The organism is Kitasatospora sp. NPDC051853, from assembly GCF_044452665.1.
GTDB lineage: Bacteria > Actinomycetota > Actinomycetes > Streptomycetales > Streptomycetaceae > Kitasatospora.
The window spans coordinates 538-21999 of sequence record NZ_JBITBY010000004.1; the positions used below are offsets into that span (position 1 = coordinate 538).

Annotated in this window: 18 protein-coding genes; 14 read left to right on the plus strand and 4 right to left on the minus strand. The window is 74.5% G+C overall.

What is annotated here, in order from left to right; translation table 11 throughout:
* Together ACIA8O_RS12280 and ACIA8O_RS12285 are read left to right on the plus strand one after the other, a co-directional pair.
* On the plus strand, window positions 1–1214 hold a 1214-nt coding region (locus ACIA8O_RS12280; protein WP_396293614.1), incomplete at its 5' end, for a hypothetical protein.
* Window positions 1211–2092 (plus strand): tetratricopeptide repeat protein, encoded by an 882-nt coding sequence (locus ACIA8O_RS12285; RefSeq protein ID WP_396293615.1) that lies wholly within the window; start codon window positions 1211–1213, stop codon window positions 2090–2092. The genes ACIA8O_RS12280 and ACIA8O_RS12285, both read left to right, overlap by 4 nt.
* Before the next feature lie 83 nt (window positions 2093–2175).
* Here the strand turns inward: ACIA8O_RS12285 and ACIA8O_RS12290 are convergent, their stop codons facing one another.
* Window positions 2176–3528, minus strand: coding sequence for a DUF1015 family protein (locus ACIA8O_RS12290; protein ID WP_396293617.1), 1353 nt, complete (start codon window positions 3526–3528; stop codon window positions 2176–2178).
* Window positions 3529–3621: 93 nt separating this feature from the next.
* Here ACIA8O_RS12290 and ACIA8O_RS12295 point away from each other — a divergent pair, with 93 nt between their 5' ends.
* Both ACIA8O_RS12295 and ACIA8O_RS12300 read left to right on the plus strand, forming a co-directional pair.
* Window positions 3622–4080 carry a tetratricopeptide repeat protein gene (locus tag ACIA8O_RS12295; protein WP_396293618.1) on the plus strand — a complete coding sequence of 153 codons (459 nt, stop codon included), beginning with the start codon at window positions 3622–3624 and terminating at the stop codon, window positions 4078–4080.
* A gap of 43 nt (window positions 4081–4123) precedes the next feature.
* Window positions 4124–5152, plus strand: coding sequence for an HAD-IIA family hydrolase (locus tag ACIA8O_RS12300; protein WP_396293619.1), 1029 nt, complete (start codon window positions 4124–4126; stop codon window positions 5150–5152).
* 119 nt (window positions 5153–5271) lie between these two features.
* Here the strand turns inward: ACIA8O_RS12300 and ACIA8O_RS12305 are convergent, their stop codons facing one another.
* Window positions 5272–5619, minus strand: a complete 348-nt coding sequence (locus ACIA8O_RS12305) for a sterol-binding protein (RefSeq protein ID WP_396293620.1) — start codon at window positions 5617–5619, stop codon at window positions 5272–5274.
* A gap of 106 nt (window positions 5620–5725) precedes the next feature.
* On the opposite strand from ACIA8O_RS12305, the gene ACIA8O_RS12310 reads away from it, so the two are divergent.
* From ACIA8O_RS12310 to ACIA8O_RS12325, 4 genes are all read left to right on the plus strand, one after another.
* The gene (locus ACIA8O_RS12310) at window positions 5726–6409 is read left to right on the plus strand and encodes a hypothetical protein (protein WP_396293621.1); all 684 of its coding nucleotides are present in this window, start codon (window positions 5726–5728) and stop codon (window positions 6407–6409) included.
* Window positions 6402–6578 carry a hypothetical protein gene (locus tag ACIA8O_RS12315; RefSeq protein ID WP_396293622.1) on the plus strand — a complete coding sequence of 59 codons (177 nt, stop codon included), beginning with the start codon at window positions 6402–6404 and terminating at the stop codon, window positions 6576–6578. Before ACIA8O_RS12310 ends, ACIA8O_RS12315 begins: the two co-directional genes overlap by 8 nt.
* Before the next feature lie 20 nt (window positions 6579–6598).
* Window positions 6599–7405 (plus strand): TlyA family RNA methyltransferase, encoded by an 807-nt coding sequence (locus ACIA8O_RS12320; protein WP_396294244.1) that lies wholly within the window; start codon window positions 6599–6601, stop codon window positions 7403–7405.
* 129 nt (window positions 7406–7534) lie between these two features.
* The gene (locus tag ACIA8O_RS12325) at window positions 7535–8437 is read left to right on the plus strand and encodes an NAD kinase (RefSeq protein WP_396293623.1); all 903 of its coding nucleotides are present in this window, start codon (window positions 7535–7537) and stop codon (window positions 8435–8437) included.
* A gap of 183 nt (window positions 8438–8620) precedes the next feature.
* Here the strand turns inward: ACIA8O_RS12325 and ACIA8O_RS12330 are convergent, their stop codons facing one another.
* Window positions 8621–10096 (minus strand): PLP-dependent aminotransferase family protein, encoded by a 1476-nt coding sequence (locus tag ACIA8O_RS12330; RefSeq protein WP_396293624.1) that lies wholly within the window; start codon window positions 10094–10096, stop codon window positions 8621–8623.
* A 110-nt stretch (window positions 10097–10206) separates the two neighbouring features.
* Between ACIA8O_RS12330 and ACIA8O_RS12335 the strand changes: the two genes are divergently transcribed.
* The 3 genes from ACIA8O_RS12335 to ACIA8O_RS12345 all read left to right on the plus strand — a co-directional run bounded on the left by ACIA8O_RS12335 (window position 10207) and on the right by ACIA8O_RS12345 (window position 13941).
* Window positions 10207–10845 carry a YitT family protein gene (locus ACIA8O_RS12335; protein WP_396293625.1) on the plus strand — a complete coding sequence of 213 codons (639 nt, stop codon included), beginning with the start codon at window positions 10207–10209 and terminating at the stop codon, window positions 10843–10845.
* Between the two features lie 87 nt (window positions 10846–10932).
* The gene (gene recN / locus ACIA8O_RS12340; protein WP_396294245.1) at window positions 10933–12666 is read left to right on the plus strand and encodes a DNA repair protein RecN; all 1734 of its coding nucleotides are present in this window, start codon (window positions 10933–10935) and stop codon (window positions 12664–12666) included.
* Between the two features lie 111 nt (window positions 12667–12777).
* A complete protein-coding gene (locus tag ACIA8O_RS12345; protein WP_396293626.1) occupies window positions 12778–13941 on the plus strand; it encodes a glycosyltransferase family 4 protein in 1164 nt (387 codons plus the stop codon).
* A 49-nt stretch (window positions 13942–13990) separates the two neighbouring features.
* Here ACIA8O_RS12345 and ACIA8O_RS12350 read toward each other — a convergent pair whose 3' ends face one another.
* The gene (locus ACIA8O_RS12350; protein ID WP_396293627.1) at window positions 13991–15946 is read right to left on the minus strand and encodes a glycoside hydrolase family 15 protein; all 1956 of its coding nucleotides are present in this window, start codon (window positions 15944–15946) and stop codon (window positions 13991–13993) included.
* Between the two features lie 686 nt (window positions 15947–16632).
* On the opposite strand from ACIA8O_RS12350, the gene ACIA8O_RS12355 reads away from it, so the two are divergent.
* The 3 genes from ACIA8O_RS12355 (at window position 16633) to ACIA8O_RS12365 (ending at window position 21341) form a co-directional block, all read left to right on the plus strand.
* A complete protein-coding gene (locus tag ACIA8O_RS12355) occupies window positions 16633–18267 on the plus strand; it encodes a CTP synthase (RefSeq protein WP_396293628.1) in 1635 nt (544 codons plus the stop codon).
* A 96-nt stretch (window positions 18268–18363) separates the two neighbouring features.
* A complete protein-coding gene (locus tag ACIA8O_RS12360) occupies window positions 18364–19005 on the plus strand; it encodes an NUDIX domain-containing protein (protein WP_396293629.1) in 642 nt (213 codons plus the stop codon).
* Between the two features lie 308 nt (window positions 19006–19313).
* Window positions 19314–21341, plus strand: coding sequence for an AAA family ATPase (locus tag ACIA8O_RS12365; RefSeq protein ID WP_396293630.1), 2028 nt, complete (start codon window positions 19314–19316; stop codon window positions 21339–21341).
* The last annotated feature ends 121 nt before the right edge of the window (window positions 21342–21462 follow it).

The following is a 21462-nucleotide window of genomic DNA, read 5'->3' on the forward strand; positions in this document are numbered from 1 at the left end:
CAACCGTGACGACCGTGGCGGCCGTCCGTCCTACGGCAACCGGGATGACCGCCCGCGCCGCGACGACCGCGGTGACCGTCCCTCGTACGGCAACCGTGACGACCGCGGTGGTCGCCCGTCCTACGGTGACCGTCCCTCGGGTGGTGGCTTCCGCCGTGACGACCGTGGTGACCGCCCGTCGTACGGCAACCGTGACGACCGTGGCGGCCGTCCGTCCTACGGCAACCGGGATGACCGCCCGCGCCGCGACGACCGCGGTGACCGTCCCTCGTACGGCAACCGCGATGACCGTGGCGGCCGCCCGTCCTACGGCAACCGCGACGACCGTCCCTCGGGTGGTGGCTTCCGTCGTGACGACCGGGGCGACCGCCCGTCGTACGGCAACCGCGATGACCGTGGCGGCCGTCCGTCCTACGGCGACCGTCCTTCCGGTGGTGGCTTCCGCCGGGACGACCGTGGTGACCGCCCGTCGTACGGCAACCGTGACGACCGTGGCGGCCGTCCGTCCTTCGGCGACCGTGGTGACCGCCCCTCGTTCGGTGACCGTCCCCGTCGGGACGACCGTCCGTCCGGTGGTGGCTTCCGTCGTGACGACCGGGGTGACCGTCCCTCGTACGGCAACCGCGACGACCGTGGTGGTCGCCCGTCCTTCGGTGACCGTGGTGACCGCCCCTCGTACGGCAACCGTGACGACCGTGGCGGCCGTCCGTCGTACGGCAACCGGGATGACCGCCCGCGCCGCGACGACCGTCCGTCCTACGGTGACCGTCCCTCGGGTGGTGGCTTCCGTCGTGACGACCGTGGTGACCGCCCGTCGTACGGCAACCGCGATGACCGTGGTGGCCGTCCGTCCTTCGGCGACCGTGGCGACCGTCCTTCCGGTGGTGGCTTCCGCCGGGACGACCGGGGCGACCGTCCCTCGTACGGCAACCGTGACGACCGTGGCGGCCGCCCGTCCTACGGCGACCGTGGCGACCGTCCCTCGTACGGCAACCGCGACGACCGCGGGCCGCGCCGGGATGACCGCGGCGGCGACCGTGGCGGCTTCCGCCGGGACGACCGTGGTGGCCGTCCGTCCTACGGCAACCGCGATGACCGTGGTGGCCGGCCGTCGTACGGGGACCGTGGGCCGCGGCGTGAGGAGCGGTCGGACTACGACGACCGCCGGGGCAACTACGAGCCCGTCAAGCGGCTTCCGATCCCGGAGGACGTGACCGGCTTCGAGCTGGACGCGGACGTCCGTCAGGACCTGAAGAGCCTGCCGAAGACCCTCGCCGACGACGTGGCGCGCAACCTGGTCATGGTGGCCCGGACGCTCGACAGCGACCCGGAGGAGGGGTACCAGTACTCCCGTGTGGCGCTCCGCCTCGCCTCCCGCGTCGCGTCGGTCCGCGAGGCGGCGGGCTTCGCCTCGTACATGACGCAGCGTTACTCGGAGGCGCTGACCGAGTTCCGCGCCGCGAAGCGGATGACCGGCCGGGTGGACCTGTGGCCGGTGATGGCGGACTGCGAGCGCGGTCTGGGTCGTCCGGAGCGGGCGCTGGCGATGGCCGGTGAGCCCGAGGTGAAGCAGCTGGACAAGGCCGGCCAGGTCGAGATGCGTCTGGTCGCGGCGGGTGCCCGCAGCGACATGGGCCAGTTCGACGCGGCCGTGGTGACCCTGCAGAGCCCGGAGCTGGCCTCCAACGCGGTGCACCCGTGGACCGCCCGTCTGCGGTACGCCTACGCCGAGGCGCTGATCGCGGCCGGCCGTGCCGACGAGGCGCGCGAGTGGTTCGCCAAGGCGGCCGAGGCGGACACCGACGGGGCGACCAACGCCTCGGAGCGGCTGGCCGAGATCGACGGCCTGGAGTTCACCGACACCATGGACCCGGAGGTCGAGGACGAGGCCGAGGGCGCCGAGGACGAGGCTCCCGAGGCCGAGGAGAAGCCGCGTCGCAAGGTCTCCGTGGACGACACCGGCGAGGACCGGGTCATCTACGAGGACGAGGAGGACGTCGAGGAGTACTACGACGAGGACGACCTCGAGATCGACGAGGCGGACGAGCACGAGCTCCGCGACGGCAAGGGCAACGGCGACGACCGTCGCTGAGGCTGAGTGAACGTCAGAAGGCCCCGGCCACCGAGAGGTGGCCGGGGCCTTCTGCGTTGCGGAGCCCGGTGCCTGACGCCGGTTCAGCCCAGTTCGAGGCTGCGGATCACCAGGCCGGTGGCCGGCTTGGGGCCGAAGGAGGTGGACTTGCGGGGCATGGTGACGCCCTGTTCGGCCAGGCGGCGGACCACGCTCTCGTCCACCGGGTGGAGCAGGACGGCGGTGCCGCCGGTGCGGGCGGCCTCGCGTTCCGCGGCGGCGGCGGCGTGCAGGTAGCCGATGTCGTCGGGTCCGTCCGGCACCCGCCAGGTGTGGTCGAGCAGGACGGAGTGCAGGACGGTGGCGTCCAGGTGGCGCCACTCCTCGGGGCGGTCGGCCCGGACGTTGGCCTCCAGCAGGGCCGGGTCCGGGTCGGTGAGCAGGCGGAAGGCGCCGTCGCCGGAGGTGAGCAGGAAGGCGTTGCCGCCGTGGCGCTTGGCCTCGCCGAGGGCGGCCAGGGCGTGGTCGAGCGGGCCGGGGACGTCCTTGACGTGCCACTGCTCGCCGAGGGCGGCCAGGGCGTCGGCGAGCGGCAGGCGGTAGAGCACGCGGTGGATGGCGCGGACCCGGAGCGGGTAGCGGGCGGTGTCCACCAGCAGGACCATGCCGCGGTCCCAGGGGCTGCGGGGGAGGTGCCGGTGCTCGCGCTGGAGGCGCAGGTACATCTCCCAGCGGTGGTGGCCGTCGGCGATCAGGGCCCGGCAGGTGGCCAGGTCGCGGGTGACGTCGGCCAGTTCGGCGGGGTCGGTGACGGCCCAGAGCCGGTGGTGGGTGCCGTCGGTGGTGGTCGTGGTGAGCAGGGGCTCGCGGAGCACGGTGCGCTCGATCACGCCGGCCGCGCCGCCGTTGCCCCGGTAGGTGAGCAGCAGCGGTTCGAGGTTGGCCTTGGTGGTGCGCATCAGGCCGACCCGGTCGGCGACCGGGCGGGGCATCACGTCCTCGTGCGGGAGGACGACGCCGGCCTCCTTGCCGCTGACGGCGAGGGAGCCGATCAGGCCGCGCTGGAGGATGCCGCCGGCGGTCTGCTCGTAGACGTAGAGGGCGGCCTCGGGGTCGGGGGCGAGCACGCCCTCGCGCTGCCACTCGGCGAGCAGCCGGGCGGCGTGGCGGTAGCGGGTGTCGCGGTCGGGCCGGTCGCCGCTGTCCTCGGGCTCGGGGCGGGGGAGGATCAGCCGGACGATGTTGTGGGGGTCGGCGGTCTCCAGGTCGAGCCGCCGGTTCGGGTCCACCACGTCGTAGGGCGGCGAGGTGACGGCGGCCAGGTTGCCGACCCGGTCCGGGCGGTAACGGAGGGCGCGGAACGGGGACAGGGAGAGCCCCGCCGTGGCGACCTGCCCGGGGTCTCCGGGGCCGCCCGACGGGACACCTGCTCCACTGGGTGCACTGGGTGTCGTCATCCTGGGCATGGTAACCGGGTATGTGCTGTTGAGTGATCACAGTGACTGCAAGCTGTGTCAGATTCTGTGCCGGCCGGAGGGAGCGGGGACGGTATGAGCAACGGTGACGGGGCGCCCGAGGGCGAGGTCTACGACTGGTTCCGGCGCGGGGCGCAGCTGCTGGAGCAGGGGCATCCGGCGGCGGCGGTGCAGCTGCTGCTGCGGGCGGCGGAGGCCGAGCCGCACTCGCGCAGCGTGCTGGAGGCGCTGGCCCGCGCGCAGTACGGGGCGGGGCTGTACCGGGAGGCGCTGGAGAACTTCAGGACGGTGGCGCAGCTCGATCCGTCGGACGACTACGCTCAGTTCGGGTGGGGCCTGACGGCGGCCCGGCTGGGTGACTTCGAGGCCTCGGCCGAGCACCTGGCGCTGGCGGTGGCGATGAGGCCGGACGCCGAGCACTACCGGGCGGCGCTGCGGCAGACCAAGGCGACGCTGGCGGCCCGGGCCGGGGCGTACGGGCCCCTGCTGCCGGGGGCGCCGGGGTACCGGGAGCCCGGGCAGGACTCCGCCTGACGGGGCGACAGACCGACGACGACGAGCACGAGGTGGCAGCAGCATGACCCAGACCGCGAGCGGTACGGCCCGGACGGCGCCCGGGGGCAGTGGGCTCCCGCTGGCCGAGGCGTACGACACGGCGCTGCTGGACCTCGACGGGGTCGTCTACGCGGGCCCGTACGCGATCGACCACGCGGCGGCCTCGCTGGAGGTGGCCCGGGCGGGCGGGATGCGGTTGGCGTACGTGACCAACAACGCCTCCCGGCCGCCGCGGGTGGTGGCGGAGCACCTGACCGAGCTGGGCGTGCCGGCCGAGCCGGCGGACGTGATCAACTCGGCGCAGGCGGCGGCCCGGCTGGTGGCCGAGAAGGTGCCGGCCGGGGCGAAGGTGCTGGTGGTCGGCGGGGCCGGGCTGGTGGAGGCGCTGGCCGAGCACGGGCTGGTGGCGGTGCGCTCGCTGGAGGAGGGGCCGCTGGCGGTGGTGCAGGGGTACGACCCCTCGGTGGGCTGGCCGCAGCTGGCGGAGGCCTCGTACGCGGTGGCTTCCGGGCTGCCGTGGGTGGCCTCGAACACCGACCTGACGGTGCCGACGGCGCGCGGCATCGCGCCGGGGAACGGGACGCTGGTGGCGGCCGTGCGGACGGCGACCGGGGTGGAGCCGGAGGTGGCGGGCAAGCCGCTGCCGCCGATGCACCGGGAGACGGTGATCCGGACGGGCGCGAAGCGGCCGCTGGTGGTCGGTGACCGGCTGGACACCGACATCGAGGGGGCGTGGAACGGCGGGGTGGACAGCCTGCTGGTGTTCACCGGTGTGACCACCCCGGCGCTGCTGCTGGCGGCGCCGCCGGAGCACCGGCCGACGTACCTGGCGGCGGACCTGCGTGGGCTGCTGACGGCCCATCGGGAGGCCGTGGCGGTGGACGGCGGCTTCGAGTGCGGCGGCTGGCGGGCCTGGGCGGAGGACGGCGTGCTGCGGCTGGCGGGGGGCGGCGAGGACGTCTACGACGGGCTGCGGGCGCTGTGCGGCGCGGCCTGGTCGGCGGAGCGGCCGGTGGACGGGCGGAAGGCGCTGGCGGAGCTGGGGCTCTGAGCCCGGCCGGTCCGGTGATCCGGTGGTGCGGAGGGCGGTGGCTGCCGCCCTCCGGCGTTCCGTCTGACGGTCCGTCGGGTCCTGGGGCAAGCGCTTTCCTGCGGGGAGGGTGGAGCGGGTCAGAGCAGTGAGCGCAGGCGGAGCAGGTCGCGGAAGCCGGCCTCCAGCTTGACCCGGCCGGAGGCCCAGGCGGAGGCGAACTTCAGGGAGCCGCCGACCAGCGCGACCAGGTCGTCGCCGGTCATGGTGAGGCGGATCTCCGCCTTGGTGGTGGGCGAGCCGGGGTGCTCGGTGAGGTCGGTGATCTCGCCGCCGCGCAGCCGGCCGGTGAAGGTGACGTCCAGGTCGGTGAGGCGGCAGCTGAGCGAACGGTCCAGGGCCGCGGCCTGGCGCACGTCGCCGTCGGCGCCCGTGAGGTTGCGGCTGAGCTGTTCCAGTGCCGTGCGGCACTCCTCGGTGCTGGCCATCGCTGTGATCTCCCGTCAGGTCCGGCCGCCCACGCTATCGCAGTGCCGGGCGCCTCCCTCGGGTAGCGTCGTCGGCGAGGGCCGGAACGGCACGGAGGAGGCGGAGATGCTGCGGGATCTGGTGCGCGGGGTGGTCGTGGTGGCCACCGAGGTCGCCGAGGAGGCGGGCAAGCGGGTGGCCGGGCTGCTGGTGCAGCTGCCGCCGACGGTGAAGCGGGTGGAGACCCTGGCCGGGGAGGCCGTGACGGCCGGACGGGCCGGGATCGACCTCGCGGTCGGGGTGACCCGGGCCGAGGTGGAGAAGGTCGTCGAGAAGGTCGGCGACCAGGTGGTGAAGGTCGGCGTGGTGCTGAGCTACCTGGAGAAGCAGCTCGTCGGCGGGGCGGAGGAGGAGAAGGCGGCGGAGCCCGAGCAGCCCCAGGAGCGGCGTGCGGCGGGGCTGTTCGACCAGGGCTGGGAGCAGGAGGTCCGCCGTCCGGAGCCCGGGCCCGAGCCCGAGGAGGAGCCGGAGGAGGAGGTGGGGCCCGACGCGTGGTTCGTGCCCGAGCCCGAGGAGGAGCCCGAGCCGGTGGCGGCTCCGCCGGTGAAGAAGGCGGCGGCGAAGCGGACGGCGGTGAAGAAGGCCGCTCCGGTGAAGAAGGCGGCGGTCAGGAAGACGGTCGTGAAGAAGACCACGACGGTGAAGAAGACGGCCGCCGCGAAGAAGACCACCGCCGCGAAGACCGCCGCCCGGAAGGCGGCGCCCGCGAAGAAGGCCGCGCCCGCGAAGAAGAAGCCCACCGATGACTGACCCCGGTGTCGCGGAGGAGTCCTACGACCCCACCGGCCTCCCCGAGGTGGACGCCGAGCTGGCCCGGCTCGCCGAGTCGGCCGGGGCGGGGACCGGTGAGCGGGTGGCGGTGTACGAAGATGTACAGCAGCGGCTGGCGGACGTGCTGGCCGCGCTCGACCGGCAGTAGGAGATGGAACCCCAGTGGCAGTGGCACGACGCCGACTCGACGCGGAGCTGGTCCGCCGCAAGCTGGCCCGTTCGCGTGAGCACGCGAGCGAGCTGATCGCGGCCGGGCGGGTCACCGTCGGCGGCACCACCGCGACCAAGCCGGCCACCCAGGTGGAGACCTCGGCGGCCGTGGTGGTGGCGAAGGACGAGAACGACCCGGACTACGTCTCGCGCGGCGGGCACAAGCTGGCCGGGGCGTTCGCGGCCTTCGTGCCGCAGGGGCTGGTGGTCGAGGGCCGCCGGGCGCTGGACGCGGGCGCGTCCACCGGCGGGTTCACCGACGTGCTGCTGCGGTCCGGGGCCGGGCACGTGCTGGCGGTGGACGTCGGCTACGGGCAGCTCGCCTGGTCGCTGCAGAGCGACGAGCGGGTGACGGTGATGGACCGCACCAACGTCCGGGAACTGACGCTGGAGCAGATCGGCGGCGAGCCGGTCGACCTGGTGGTGGGCGACCTGTCGTTCATCTCGCTGGGCCTGGTGCTGCCGGCGCTCGCGGGCTGCTGCGCGCCGGACGCGGACCTGGTGCTGATGGTGAAGCCGCAGTTCGAGATCGGCAAGGACCGGCTCGGCAGCGGCGGGGTGGTGCGCAGCCCGCAGCTGCGCGCCGAGATGGTCCGTCAGGTGGCCGCCCACGCCTGGGAGCTGGGGCTCGGGGTGCGGGCGGTGACCGCCAGTCCGCTGCCGGGGCCGTCGGGGAACGTGGAGTACTTCCTGTGGATGCGCCGGGACGCGCCGCAGCTCGACCCGGCGGACGCGGAGCGGGCGGTGGCGGAGGGCCCGCAGTAGGCGTGCGTGGCCGCCTACCGCCGATCAGGTCTGAACCGCCCCCGGCGGGTGGGTGCCCGGATAGGGTGCTCCGCAGGCGTCCGGTCCGTTGCGCCGCAGCGGGGCAGGTGTGAGGGAGAGGGCAGCAGCATGAGCGACGAACGTACGGTCTTCCTGATCGCGCACACCGGCCGGGAGACCGCGCTGCGCAGCGTCGAGGCGCTGGTGCACGGCCTGCTGAAGGCGGGGATCAGGATCCGGCTGCTCTCCGCCGAGGCGGTCGGCCTGGACCTCCCCGACGGGGTGGAGCTGGTCGGCGGCGGGCACGGCGCGGCGGACGGCTGCGAGCTGATCCTGGTCGCCGGCGGGGACGGCACGCTGCTGCGCGGGGCCGAGCTGGCCCGGGAGTCCGGGCTGCCGATGCTCGGCATCAACCTGGGCCGGGTGGGCTTCCTGGCGGAGGCCGAGCGGGACGACCTCGCGGTGGTGGTCGAGCGGGTGGTCGACGCCGACTACGAGATCGAGGACCGGATGACCCTCGACGTGGTGGTGCGCACCAACGGCGACGTGCTGTACGAGGACTGGGCGCTGAACGAGGCCTCGATCGAGAAGGCGTCCCGGGAGCGGATGCTGGAGGTCGTCACGGAGGTGGACGGCCGGCCGGTGTCCAACTTCGGCTGCGACGGGGTCGTGCTCTCCACCCCGACGGGGTCGACGGCGTACGCGTTCTCGGGCGGCGGGCCGGTGGTGTGGCCGGAGGTGGAGGCGCTGCTGATGGTGCCGATCTCCGCGCACGCGCTGTTCGCGCGGCCGCTGGTGACCTCGCCGCACTCGGTGCTGGCGGTGGAGGTGCAGCCGAAGACGCAGAACGGGGTCCTCTGGTGCGACGGGCGCCGCTCGTTCGAACTCCCGGCGGGGGCACGGGTGGAGGTCCGCAGGGGGCGCACCCCGGTCCGGCTGGCCCGGCTCCACCGGGCGCCGTTCACGGACCGGCTGGTGGCCAAGTTTGCGCTGCCGGTCACGGGGTGGCGCGGCCGCGGCGGGTCCTGCTGACGGGAACTCGGTGATCGCGGGGACCGGGGTGGTTGGTCACCCCGGGGGCGCGGGGAACTGCGCGCTTCGGAAGGCGGCTCACCTGCAACTGAGGCTCCGTCAGCCGGTTGCAGGTGCTGCCGTTCCCCTGCGCGCAGTTCCCCGCGCCCCTGCGGGGCGCAACCACCTGCGCCACCGGTTCCGTCAGACGGCCAGGGGCAGGGCCGAGTCGAGGCCGGGCCAGTGGCCGGTGGCGGCGAGGGCGGCGGTGGCGGCCAGGCGGGCGGCGGCGTCGGGGGCGGCGGCGGGCGGGACGGTGAGCGGGATGCGGATGTGGTGCTCGAAGGCGCCGTCCACGCCGAACCGGGAGCCGGCCGCGATGCGGACGCCGGTCTGTTCGCCGGCCTGGGCGAGGGCCGCGCCGGAGAGGCCGTCGGTGGAGACCCAGAGGGTGAGGCCTCCCGGGGGCAGTTCGGCTCCCCAGCGGGGGAGTTGATCGCGTAGGGCGGCCAGGAGGGCCTCCGCGCTGGAGCGCAGCCGCTGGTGCCGGTCGGCCCGTGCCTCGTCCAGGTGTTCGGTGAGCAGTTCGGCGGCGATGAGCTGCTCCATCACCGGGCTGCCGATGTCGGTGAAGGCCCGGTCGGTGGCCAGGCGGCGGATCAGGCCGGGGGCGGCGCGGACCCAGCCGATCCGCAGGCCGCCCCAGAGGATCTTGCTGGCGGAGCCGACCGTGACCACCTGGGCGCCGCGGTCCAGGGCGGCGGTGGGGCGGGGCATCTCGGTGGTGTTCCAGCCGAGTTCGGCCGGGGTCTCGTCGACCAGGACGGTGGTGCCGGAGGTGCGGGCGGCGGCCAGCAGGGCGCGGCGCTGGTCCTCGTCGATGAGGGCGCCGGTGGGGTTGTGGAAGTCGGGGATGACGTAGGCCAGCCGCGGGGCGGCGTCGCGCAGGACCCGCTGCCACTCGGGCAGGTCCCATCGGCCGCGGTGCTGGGCGACGGGCACCAGGCGGGTGTCGGCGCGCTGGAGGGCGCGCAGGGTGTGGGCGTAGCTGGGGGCCTCGACGGCGACCCGGTCGCCGCGGGAGAGCAGCGCGTGGTGGACGAGCTGAAGGGCCGTCATGGCGCCGGTGGTGACCAGGATCTGGTCGGGGGTGGTGGGCAGGCCGCGCGCGGTGAAGCGGCGGGCGATGGCCTCGCGCAGGACCGGGACGCCGGTGGGGAAGTTGCCGTGGCCGGCGGCGTAGGCGGGCAGTTGCTCGACGGCGCGGGCGGCGGCCTGCCCGAGCCAGGGCTGCGGGGCGGGCAGGGCGGCGATGCCGAGGTCGAGGGTGCGGCCGCTCTCGTCCGGCGGGAGGGGGTGCAGGGCGTCGCTGGGTGGGCTGCTGCCCTCGGGCAGGGTGGTCCAGCTGCCGGAGCCGCGGCGGCTGCGCAGGTAGCCGTCGGCGCGCAGGGCCTCGTAGGCGGCGGCCACGGTGGTGCGGCTGAGGGCCAGGGCCTGGGCCAGTTCGCGTTCGGCGGGGACCCGGGTGCCGACGGCCAGGCGGCCCTCGGAGACCAGCAGGCGGACCTGCCCGGCGAGTTCGCGGTAGGCGGGGCGGTGGCCGGCGGGCTCGGGCAGGTGCGCGGTGCGCAGCTGGCGGGCCAGGGCGACGGGGGAGACGGTGCTCTGCCACTCGGCCATTTCAGTCCACTTCCATCAGATTGGCCCTGTCGGTACCTCAGGTGGACTCCCCATGATGGCAGGGCGGCCGCTCGGCCGCCAGCATCCACCCGTACGAGGAGCGCCCTGCCATGGCCACTTTCACCCAAGCACCCCGCAGTGTCTGGACCGCCGGCCGGCTCGGCCGCCGGGTGCCGCAGCTGCTGGTGGGCCTGTGGCTGTACGGGGCGAGCCTGGCGCTGATGATGCGGGGCTCACTGGGCGTCAATCCCTGGGACGTGCTCAACCAGGGGCTGCGACATCACCTCGGCCTCAGCATGGGCAGCTGGGTGACCATCGTCGGCGCGCTGGTGCTGCTGCTCTGGATCCCGCTGCGGCAGGTGCCCGGCGTCGGGACGGTCGGCAACGTGGTGGTGCTCGGCATCGCGATGGACGTCACCCTCGGCCTGCTGGACGCGCCCCAGGCCTGGGCGGCCCGGATCGCCCTGTTCGTCTCCGGCCTGCTGCTCAACGGGCTGGCCACCGGCCTCTACATCGGCGCCCGGCTCGGCGCCGGGCCCCGGGACGGCCTGATGACGGGCCTGCACCGGCTGACCGGCCGTTCGATCCGGCTGATCCGCACCTGCATCGAGGTCACCGTGCTGCTGGTGGGCGTCGCGCTGGGCGGATCGGTCGGTGTCGGTACCGTCGCCTACGCTCTGGCGATCGGGCCGCTTGCACAGTTCTTCCTGCGCAGGTGCACGGTGCCCGAGGACGCCCGGAAGGGATGAACTTGCCCCGCAAGTTCCCCGTCCGACACCGGTGCTCGTCGCGCGCCGGGGGTGGAACCTCGTAAGGTCGTCACCGTGTTGGACGAGATGCGGATACGGGATCTTGGCGTCATCGACGACGCGGTGGTCGAGCTGGCGCCGGGCTTCACGGCGGTCACCGGCGAGACCGGGGCGGGCAAGACCATGGTGGTGACCAGCCTCGGGCTGCTGCTCGGCGGTCGTTCGGACCCGGCCCTGGTGCGGCGCGGGGCCGAGCGGGCCGTGGTCGAGGGGCGGCTCACGCTGCCCGCCGGCTCCTCGGTGCTGGAGCGGGCCGTGGAGGCCGGGGCGGAACTGGACGAGGGCGAACTGCTGATCAGCCGGACGGTCTCCGCCGAGGGCCGCTCGCGCGCCCACGTCGGCGGCCGCTCGGTGCCGGTCGGCCTGCTCGCCGAGCTGGGCGAGGACCTGGTCGCCGTGCACGGCCAGACCGACCAGCAGCGGCTGCTGCGCCCGTCCCGCCAGCGCGGCGCGCTGGACCGCTACGCGGGCGCCGCGGTGGCCGGTCCGCTGGCCCGCTACCGGGAGACCTACCGCGCGCTGCGCGAGGTGGCCGCGACCCTGGAGGAGCTCACCACCCGGGCCCGCGAGCGGGCCCAGGAGGCGGACCTGCTCCGCTTCGGCCTGGACGAGATCGCCGCCGCCGAGCCGGTGGCCGGCGAGGACGTCGAGCTGGCCGCCGAGGCCGAGCGGCTCGGCCACGCCGACGCGCTCAGCTCCGCCGCCGCGCTGGCCCAGGCCGCCCTCACCGGCCACCCCTCGGACCCGGAGGGCGTGGACGCGGGCACCCTGCTCGGCCAGGCCCGCCGGGCGGTGGACGCGGTGCGCCACCACGACGAGCGCCTGGCCGCGCTCTCCGACCGGCTGAACGAGGTCGGCTACCTGCTGGCCGACGTCGCCCAGGACCTGGCCGGCTACGCCGACGACCTGGACGCCGACCCGGTCCGCCTGGCCGCCGTCGAGGACCGCCGGGCCGTGCTGGCCCAGCTGCTGCGCAAGTACGCCGGCGAGGAGAACACCCTGGCCGAGGTGCTGGAGTGGTCCGAGGCCTCGGCGGCCCGGCTGGCCGAGCTGGACGGCGACGACGACCGGATCGTCGAGTTGACGGAGCGTCACGCGCAACTGCGGGCAGAGCTCACGGAGTCGGCGGCCGAGCTGTCGGCCGCCCGGCAGGCCGCGGCCGGCCGCTTCGCCGAGGCGGTCTCCGCCGAGCTCGCCGAGCTGGCCATGCCGCACGCCCGGGTCACCTTCGACCTGAGCCGCACCGACGACCCGGACGGGCTCGAACTCGACGGCCGCACCGTCGCGTTCGGCCAGCACGGGGTGGACGAGGTCGAGGTGCTGCTCGCCCCGCACCCCGGCGCCTCGCCCCGGCCGATTGCCAAGGGCGCCTCGGGCGGTGAGCTGTCCCGGGTGATGCTCGCGGTCGAGGTGGTCTTCGCCGGTGCCGACCCGGTGCCGACCTACCTCTTCGACGAGGTGGACGCCGGCGTCGGCGGCAAGGCGGCGGTCGAGATCGGCCGCCGGCTGGCCAAGTTGGCCGAGTCCGCCCAGGTCGTGGTGGTCACCCACCTCCCGCAGGTGGCGGCCTTCGCCGACCGGCACCTGGTGGTGGAGAAGACCAACGACGGCACGGTCACCAGGAGCGGCGTCAAGGTGCTCTCCGACGAGGAGAGGGTGCGCGAACTCTCCCGGATGCTGGCCGGTCTGGAGGACTCCGAGCTCGGCCGTGCCCATGCGGAGGAACTGCTCGCGGCCGCCCGGGGCCCCCGGCACGCCTGACGCGGCGGAGCCGACACGGAAGGCGCCGACTGTCCAAAGGGGCGCCTCACCTGGCATGGTGGCGGCTGGAAACTGACTGACCAGGCCGTGATCGAGTCGGAGCGAGACGACGTGGACCATTCCGCCACCCGCGCCACCAAGGGCACCGAAACGGGGCAGCTGCACGTGGTGCTGGTGCTCTCCGCAGGGAGCGGGGGCATCGGCGCCCACGTGCGCTCGCTGGCCCAGGGCCTGGTCGCGCACGGCGTGGTGGTCACCGTCTGCGCCCCCGGCGGCACCGACGCGCTGTTCGGCTTCGGCCGCACCGGCGCGCGCTTCCACCCCGTCGACATCACCCCCACCTCCGGGGCACGCAGCGACGCCACGGCGATCGGCGAGCTGCGCCGCGCCTTCACCGGCGCCGACATCGTGCACGCGCACGGCCTGCGCGCCGGTCTGCTCTCCGACCTGGCGCTGCGCACCGCCGGCCGCTTCCCCGGCCTGCGGCCGGAGACGCCGCTGGTGGTGACGTCCCATCACGCGATGCTGGCCACCGGCCTGGACCGGCGGCTGCAGCGCCTGATGGAGCGTCGGGTGGCCCGCTCGGCGGACCTGGTGCTCGGCGCTTCGTCCGATCTGGTCGCCCGGGCCCGCGAGTTGGGCGCCACGGACGCCCGGCTCGGGCCGGTGGCCGCCCCGCCGATGCCGCCCGCCGAGCTCGGCCGCGAGGCGGCCCGCGCCGCGCTGCTCGGCGGCGGCCCCGACCGGCCGCTGGTGCTGGCGATCGGGCGGCTGGTGGCGCAGAAGTCCTTCGGGCTGCTGCTGGACGCGGCGCGGCTGCCGGAGTTCGGCGAGGCCGACCCGCTGGTGCTGATCGCCGGGGACGGGCCGGAGCGGGAGCAGCTCGCGGAGCGGATCGCCGCGGAGAAGCTGCCGGTCGAGCTGCTCGGGCACCGCACCGACGTGCCCGACCTGCTGGCGGCGGCCGACCTGGTGGTGGTCAGCAGCCGCTGGGAGGCGCGCTCGTTGGTCGTCCAGGAGGCGGTCCGGGCGGGTGTCCCGGTGGTCGCCACGGCGGTCGGCGGCATCCCCGAACTGGTCGGCGAGGCGGTCGCGTTGGTGCCGTACGGGGACCCCGCGGCGCTGGCCGGGGCGGTCGGCGGCCTGCTCGCGGACCCGGCCCGGCGGGCGGCCCTGGTGGAGGCGGCCCACCAGCAGGCGGCCACCTGGCCCGAGGAGTCCGACACCGTCGCCCAGGTGCTCAGCACCTACGACGAACTCGTCCAGCGGACCTAGGGGCGCTAGGAACGTACGTGGTCATGCCGGGGGCGCGGCCCGGATGCCGTCAGAGGGTGGCCTGCTCGCGTTCGCGGCCGTCGGGCTGGGCCGAGAGGTAGGCGCCGGCGCAGGCGGTGAGCCGCAGTGCGGTGTCGATCAGCGGGACGTGGCTGAAGGCCTGCGGGAAGTTGCCGACCTGCCGCTGGGTGCGGGAGTCCCACTCCTCGGCCAGCAGTCCGAGGTCGTTGCGGAGCGAGAGCAGCTTGTCGAACAGCTCCCGGGCCTCCTGCACCCGCCCGATCATCGCCAGGTCGTCGGCCAGCCAGAACGAGCAGGCCAGGAAGGCGCCCTCGTGGCCGGACAGGCCGTCCACGTTGTTGCCCTGGTCGTCGTGGGTCGGGTAGCGGAGCACGAAGCCGTCCTCGGTGGAGAGCTCGCGCTGGATCGCCTCGATGGTGCCGATGACGCGCTTGTCGTCCGGCGGCAGGAAGCCGACCTGGGGGATCAGCAGCAGCGAGGCGTCCAGCTCCTTGCCGCCGTAGTACTGGGTGAAGGTGTTGCGCTCCGGGTCGTAGCCCTTCTCGCAGACGTCCCGGTGGATCTCGTCGCGCAGCTCCTTCCAGCGCTCCAGCGGGCCCTCGGTCGGGGTCTGCTCGATCAGCTTGATGGTGCGGTCCACCGCGACCCAGGCCATCACCTTGGAGTGCACGAAGTGCCGGCGGGGCCCGCGCACCTCCCAGATGCCCTCGTCCGGCTCGCGCCAGTGCTCCTCGAGGTAGCTGATCAGCCGGAGCTGGAGCAGGTGGGCGTGGTCGTTGCGGGTCAGGCCGGTCATGTGGGCCAGGTGCAGGGCCTCGACCACCTCGCCGTAGACGTCCAGCTGGAGCTGGTTGGCGGCGCCGTTGCCGACCCGGACGGGCCGGGAGCCCTCGTAGCCGGGCAGCCAGTCGAGCTCGAACTCCTTGAGCTCCCGCTCGCCGGCGATGCCGTACATGATCTGCAGGTTCTCCGGGTCGCCCGCGACGGCCCGCAGCAGCCACTCGCGCCAGGCCCGGGCCTCCTCGCGGTAGCCGGTGCGCAGCAGCGAGGAGAGGGTGATCGCGGCGTCCCGCAGCCAGGTGTAGCGGTAGTCCCAGTTCCGCTCGCCGCCGATGTCCTCGGGCAGCGAGGTGGTGGGGGCGGCCACGATGCCGCCGGTGGGGGCGTAGGTGAGCGCCTTGAGGGTGATCAGCGAGCGGACCACCGGCTCCCGGTAGGGGCCCTGGTAGGTGCACTGGGCGACCCAGTCGCGCCAGAACTCGGCGGTGTGCTTGAGCGCCGCCTCGGCGTCCGGGGCCTCGGGGGCGGGCAGGTGGCTGGCCTGCCAGGTGAGGGCGAAGGCGATCCGCTCGCCCTCGGTCACGGTGAAGTCGGCGTAGGTGGTCAGGTGGGCGCCGTAGGTCTCGGCCTCGCCGTCCAGCCAGACCGAGTCCGGCCCGGCCACCGCCACCGTGCGGTGCCCGCCGTCGGGCTGCTCGACCCGGTGCACCCAGGGCACCACCCGGCCGTAGCTGAACCGCATCCGCAGGGCCGAGCGCATCCGGACCCGGCCGGAGACGCCCTCCACGATCCGGATCATCTGCGGCACCGCGTCCGGCCCGGTGAGCGGGCGCGGCGGCATGAAGTCGGTCACCCGGACGGTCCCGCCGGGGGCGTCCCACTCCTGCTCCAGGACCAGCGAGTCGCCCCGGTAGCGGCGCCGGTCGGCCGGCACCGCGGGTGCGGCGGCCGTGGCCGGGGGCTGCCGGTCCTCGCCGGGGGCGGAGTGGGCCGAACGGGGGTCCGGAGCGGTCGAGGCGGCACCGACCGGCTCGGCCGGGCCGATCCGCCAGAAGCCGTGTTCGTCCGTTCCCAACAGCCCGGCGAAGACCGCCGGCGAGTCGAACCGGGGCAGACAGAGCCAGTCCACGGCCCCGTCCCTGCTGACCAGGGCGGCGGTCTGCATGTCCCCGATGAGTGCGTAGTCCTCGATACGGCCGGCCACGTTCGGTTCTCCAGTTCGCAAGATGTGCTCGGCGGGCACCGGCGACGGGCGCGCGCGGCCGCTGCGGGACCGGAGCCGTCCTCGGCGGGCGGGGCTGGTGGCCACCGGGGCGGGGCCGTGGTGGGCCCCTGGCCTGGGACGGGTGAACTGGTACGGGAGGATCCGGTCGCGCATCGGGGACCGAAAGGGCGTCGTCCGGCCCCCTCGCCCTCCGCGTGCTGTGCTGTCGGCGATGCGTCCGTGCAGGATACTTCGGGCGGCTCGGGCAGGGCACGCGCAAGTGCCGCGAACCCGACGCAGTCCCACTGATTGCCCGCAAACTGGTCCGAACGGGTCAGCCCGGATGATCCACTCGGACCACCCGGAGTTGATCCTTCCGGGCCAGTCCGTTCAGTGTCGAGGGAACGGTGGATGAACGTCACACGGACGGGCCACACCGCCCGGGACGCCGTCAGGTTCGGCTCGCTGATACCCTGGTATCCCGTGGACTGGTGGGCAGACGCCCCGGAACCGCCGACCCCGACGACCCCGCCGGAGCAGCCGAGAGGCCTCCGGCCGAGTGCGAACTCCTCGTCGTGAGCCGGCGCCCCGGTGGCCGCTCCACCGGCGTTACACCTCGACACGCGACCCACGGGAGCCCCCTCTTGGCACAGCCCCATTCCGGCAAGGCAGCGAACGGCCGCGCCGTGACGACCAAGCACCTCTTCGTCACCGGGGGTGTCGCCTCGTCGCTCGGCAAGGGCCTCACCGCCTCCAGCCTCGGTGCCCTGCTCAAGGCACGCGGCCTGCGCGTGACGATGCAGAAGCTCGACCCGTACCTCAACGTGGACCCGGGCACCATGAACCCGTTCCAGCACGGTGAGGTCTTCGTCACCGACGACGGCGCCGAGACCGACCTCGACATCGGTCACTACGAGCGTTTCCTCGACACCAACCTGCACGGCTCGGCGAACGTCACCACCGGCCAGGTGTACTCGACGGTCATCGCCAAGGAGCGCCGCGGCGAGTACCTGGGCGACACCGTCCAGGTCATCCCGCACATCACCAACGAGATCAAGTCCCGGATCCGCCGGATGGCGACCGAGGACGTCGACGTGGTGATCACCGAGGTCGGCGGCACCGTCGGCGACATCGAGTCGCTGCCGTTCCTGGAGGCGGTCCGCCAGGTCCGCCACGAGGTCGGCCGGGACAACGTCTTCTTCGTGCACGTCTCCCTGCTGCCGTACATCGGCCCCTCGGGCGAGCTGAAGACCAAGCCGACCCAGCACTCCGTCGCCGCGCTGCGCAACATCGGCATCCAGCCGGACGCGATCGTGCTGCGCGCCGACCGCGAGGTCCCGCAGGCCATCAAGCGCAAGATCTCGCTGATGTGCGACGTGGACGAGGAGGCCGTGGTCGCGGCCATCGACGCCAAGTCGATCTACGACATCCCCAAGGTGCTGCACGGCGAGGGCCTGGACGCCTACGTGGTGCGCCGCCTGGACCTGCCGTTCCGCGACGTGGACTGGACCACCTGGGACGACCTGCTGCGCCGGGTCCACGAGCCCCAGCACATCGTCAAGGTGGCGCTGGTCGGCAAGTACATCGACCTCCCCGACGCCTACCTCTCGGTCACCGAGGCGCTGCGCGCGGGCGGCTTCGCCAACAACGCGCGGGTCGAGATCAAGTGGGTCACGAGTGACGACTGCCTGACCCCCGAGGGCGCGCAGGAGCAGCTCGGCGACGTGGACGCGATCTGCATCCCCGGTGGCTTCGGCGACCGCGGCGTGGACGGCAAGGTCGCGGCCATCACCTACGGCCGGGAGAACGGGATCCCGCTGCTGGGCCTGTGCCTGGGCCTGCAGTGCGTCGTGATCGAGGCGGCGCGGAACCTGGCCGGCCTGCCGGACGCCAACTCCACCGAGTTCGACGCGGCGGCCAAGTACCCGGTCGTCTCGACGATGGCCGAGCAGCTGGCGATCGTGGACGGCAAGGGCGACCTGGGCGGCACCATGCGCCTGGGCCTCTACCCGGCCAAGCTGGCCGAGGGCTCGATCGTGCGCGAGGTCTACGGCGGCGAGCAGTACGTCGAGGAGCGCCACCGCCACCGCTACGAGGTCAACAACGCCTACCGCGCCGACCTGGAGAAGACCGGCCTGCAGTTCTCGGGCCTGTCCCCGAAGGGTGACCTGGTCGAGTACGTCGAGTACCCGCGCGAGGTCCACCCCTACCTGGTCGCCACCCAGGCGCACCCGGAGCTGAAGTCCCGCCCGACCCGCCCGCACCCGCTCTTCGCGGGTCTGGTGGCGGCGGCCATCAAGATCAAGACCGCCGCGGAGTAATTCCGCGGGCGGTTCCCGGACGGCGGTCGTGCGTTTCGCACGGCCGCCGTTCGCATGTGGGTTAATGTCTGAGTGACGAGAAGGGGAGTGGCAGACATGACCGAGGTTCAGCGCAGGCAGGTCCGGGACGAGGCGGAGGAGTGGACCGTGCGGTCCACCACGGAGCCGTTCCGCGGGCGGGTCACCGGGGTGCGGACGGACGAGGTCCTGATGCCCGACGGCAGCTACGCCCGGCGGGACTACCAGACCCACCCGGGGTCGGTGGCGGTGCTCGCCGTGGACGAGCGGCAGCGGGTGCTGATCCTGCGTCAGTACCGGCACCCGGTGCGGCAGCGGCTCTGGGAGCTCCCGGCCGGACTGCTGGACGTACCGGGGGAGAACCCGCTGCACGCCGCCCAGCGCGAGCTCTTCGAGGAGGCCCACTGCAAGGCGGGCGAGTGGCGCGTCCTGGTCGACTTCTACACCTCGCCCGGCGGGACGGACGAGGCGCTGCGGCTCTTCCTGGCGACCGGCCTGTCGGCGGCGGAGGGGGACCGCTACGCCGCCCACGGGGAGGAACTGGAGATCGAGGTGGAGCGGGTGCCGCTCGCGGAGCTGCTGCGGCTGGTGCTGGCGGGGGAGCTGCACAACCCGACGCTGGCGATGGGGACGCTGGCGCTGCACACCGCCCTGACGACGGACGGGATCGACGCGCTGCGGGCGGCGGACTCGCCGTGGCCGGCGCGGCCGTTCAACTGACCACCTGAGGGCGCACGGCAGGTTGGTGGCTACCCCGGGGGCGCGGGGAACTGCGCGCTTCGGAAGGCGGCTCACCTGCAACTGAATCGCTGTCAGCCAGTTGCAGGTGCTGCCGTTCCCCTGCGCGCAGTTCCCCGCGCCCCCGGCATCGCCGCTCCGGGCATCGCCGCCTCGGGCGGGGTTGCCGCCGGGTGGGTGATTCGGTGGTTCGTAGTACTGGTGTCCGGGCATGTGCGGGCGGGGGGTCGAACTACGCTCGCCGCAGGGCCCGGCCGGGGTCCGTCGGCTGACGGTCGGGAGTGGCGCGGGTGGCGAGGAAGACGGCGACGGTGGAGGCGCGGCCGGCTGTCGAGCTGGGCGGGCTGCCGCCGGGGCCGGGGCTGTTCGTGGGGCGGCGGGCGGAGCTCGCGGCGTTGGAGGCGGGCCGGGGCGGGGTGGTGGCGGGGCGCTGCCCGGTGCTGGTGGTGGCGGGGCGGCCGGGGTCGGGGCGGAGTTCACTGGCCGTCAGGTTCGCCGCCTCGGTGGCCGCGGAGTACCCGGACGGGGTGGCGTCCGCGCGGATGTCGGCGCCGGACGGGCGCCGGGTGGCGCCCGAGCGGGCGGCGCGGGAGCTGTTGGAGCAGCTGGGCGTGGAGCCGCCGGCCGCGCTGCCGGAGGGAGCCGAGGCGGAGGCCGGGGACGGACCGGCCTGCCGGGCGCTGCGGGAGGCGGTGGCGGGGCGGCGGACGCTGCTGGTGCTGGACGACGTCCGGGACGCCGGTCAGCTGTGGCCGTTGCTGGCGGTGGCGCCGGGGGCGCTGGTGGTGGTGACCACGGCGGGGCCGTTGACGGGGATCGAGGGGATCGACCCGGTGATCCTCGGGGGGCTGGGGCTGCGGGCCTCGATCGAGCTGGTGAGCGCGCTGGCCGGGGGCACCCGGGTGGCGGCGGACCCGGTGGCGGTGGCCGGGCTGGTGGAGGCCTGTGCGGCGCGGCCGGCCGCGCTGCGGCTGATGGCGGGCTGGCTGCGGGCGGTGCCGAAGGCGGCGGTGACGGAGGCGACCAGGGCGCTGAACGGGGCTGCTGCGGCCGGGCTGATCGACCTGACCGCGGAGGGGCGCCGTCGCGGCAAGGAGGAGCGGAACGGCGGGCGGGCCCCGGCCAAGCCGACCGGCAGCCCGCAGGGGGTCGGCCCGGCGAAGGCGCCGGCGGGGGAGAAGGGCCCGAAGGCCGGGCGGCCGGTGCTGGAGGACGTCGGCGAGCCGGTGCCGGTGCCGGACAGCGATCCGCTGGACGCCGCCTTCCTGCTGACCTACCGCGCGCTGCCGGCTCCGCAGGCCCGGATGCTGCGGATGCTCACGCTGGCCCCCCGGCAGCAGGCGGACGTGCGCACCGCCTCGGCCCTGCTGGGCTGCCCGGCGCCCGAAGCCGCCTCCGTGCTGCAGAAGTTGACGGACCGTGAGCTGCTGGAGGAGGAGCCGCCGGCCGCCGACGGGACCGCGCGCTACCGGGTGCCGGGCCGCTTCCTGCCGAGGCTGGTGCGGATGCGGGAGGAGCTGGACCGGCCCTCGGAGGTGCAGCTGGCCCGGGCCCGGCTGCTGGAGCGGCTGGTGCGGCTGGTGGAGTCGGCCCGGGCGCTGCTGGATCCGGCGGCGGGCCCCGGGCCGGAGCCGCTGCCGGGGGCGCTGCGGCTGCGCGACGCGGCGCACGCCCGGCTCTGGCTGGCCCAGGAGCGCGGGCGGCTGCTGGCGGCGGTGGCGGACGCGATCGGGCAGGCGGACCTGGACGGTTCGGCCGGCCGGCTGGTCTCCGCGCTGCTGCGGGCGCTGCCGCTGACCGGGCAGGCGGCCCCCGCCGACCTGTACCGGCTGCACGGGCTGGTGCTGCGGGTGGCCGAGCGCGGCGGTGCGCCGCGCCGGGCGGCGGCCGCGCTGCTCAACCTGGGGAACCTCCAGGCGGCGGCGGGCCACTGGGAGGACGCCGCCGAGCGGTACCAGCAGGCGCTGGGCCTGGCCCGGACGGCGGGCGACGAACTGGCCTGTGCCCGGGCGTTGGAGGGCGTGGCGGAGAGTCGCAGGGCGCTCGGGGACGCGGTGCGCGCCGCCGACTGGTACGGCCGGGCGCTGGCGCTGCGGCAGGGGCTGGGCGACCAGCGGGCCGAGGCGCGGCTGCTGGCCCGGGTGGCGGAGGCGCACCTGGCGCAGCGCCGGTACGAGGAGGCCGAGCGGGAGTACCGGGCGGCCCTGGCGGTACTGCGGCGGTTGGCCGACGAACGGGGCCTGCGGGCGGTGGGTGCGGCGCTGGAACGGCTGCGCGCGCTGGTCGAAGCCGAGCGCCTCCATCCGTCTTCGGAGTAATGTCCGAAGAGTCACATTCGCCCCTGTTTGACAGGCTCTGGCCCAGGCAAGCCTACGAATCTGCCAATGCTCCGAGCTGATTTATTCAGTTTGGAAGGCTGACGGATGCCCTGGGCTTCAT

Bases quoted from the DNA above. Each gene is read 5' to 3' on its own strand.
- ACIA8O_RS12295 (WP_396293618.1), top strand. From the start codon at position 3,622: ATGAGCAACGGTGACGGGGCGCCCGAGGGCGAGGTCTACGACTGGTTC.
- ACIA8O_RS12305 (WP_396293620.1), bottom strand. From the start codon at position 5,619: ATGGCCAGCACCGAGGAGTGCCGCACGGCACTGGAACAGCTCAGCCGC.
- ACIA8O_RS12300 (WP_396293619.1), top strand. From the start codon at position 4,124: ATGACCCAGACCGCGAGCGGTACGGCCCGGACGGCGCCCGGGGGCAGT.
- ACIA8O_RS12325 (WP_396293623.1), top strand. From the start codon at position 7,535: ATGAGCGACGAACGTACGGTCTTCCTGATCGCGCACACCGGCCGGGAG.
- ACIA8O_RS12290 (WP_396293617.1), bottom strand. From the start codon at position 3,528: ATGACGACACCCAGTGCACCCAGTGGAGCAGGTGTCCCGTCGGGCGGC.
- ACIA8O_RS12315 (WP_396293622.1), top strand. From the start codon at position 6,402: ATGACTGACCCCGGTGTCGCGGAGGAGTCCTACGACCCCACCGGCCTC.
- ACIA8O_RS12330 (WP_396293624.1), bottom strand. From the start codon at position 10,096: ATGGCCGAGTGGCAGAGCACCGTCTCCCCCGTCGCCCTGGCCCGCCAG.
- ACIA8O_RS12310 (WP_396293621.1), top strand. From the start codon at position 5,726: ATGCTGCGGGATCTGGTGCGCGGGGTGGTCGTGGTGGCCACCGAGGTC.
- ACIA8O_RS12360 (WP_396293629.1), top strand. From the start codon at position 18,364: ATGACCGAGGTTCAGCGCAGGCAGGTCCGGGACGAGGCGGAGGAGTGG.
- recN (WP_396294245.1), top strand. From the start codon at position 10,933: ATGCGGATACGGGATCTTGGCGTCATCGACGACGCGGTGGTCGAGCTG.
- ACIA8O_RS12335 (WP_396293625.1), top strand. From the start codon at position 10,207: ATGGCCACTTTCACCCAAGCACCCCGCAGTGTCTGGACCGCCGGCCGG.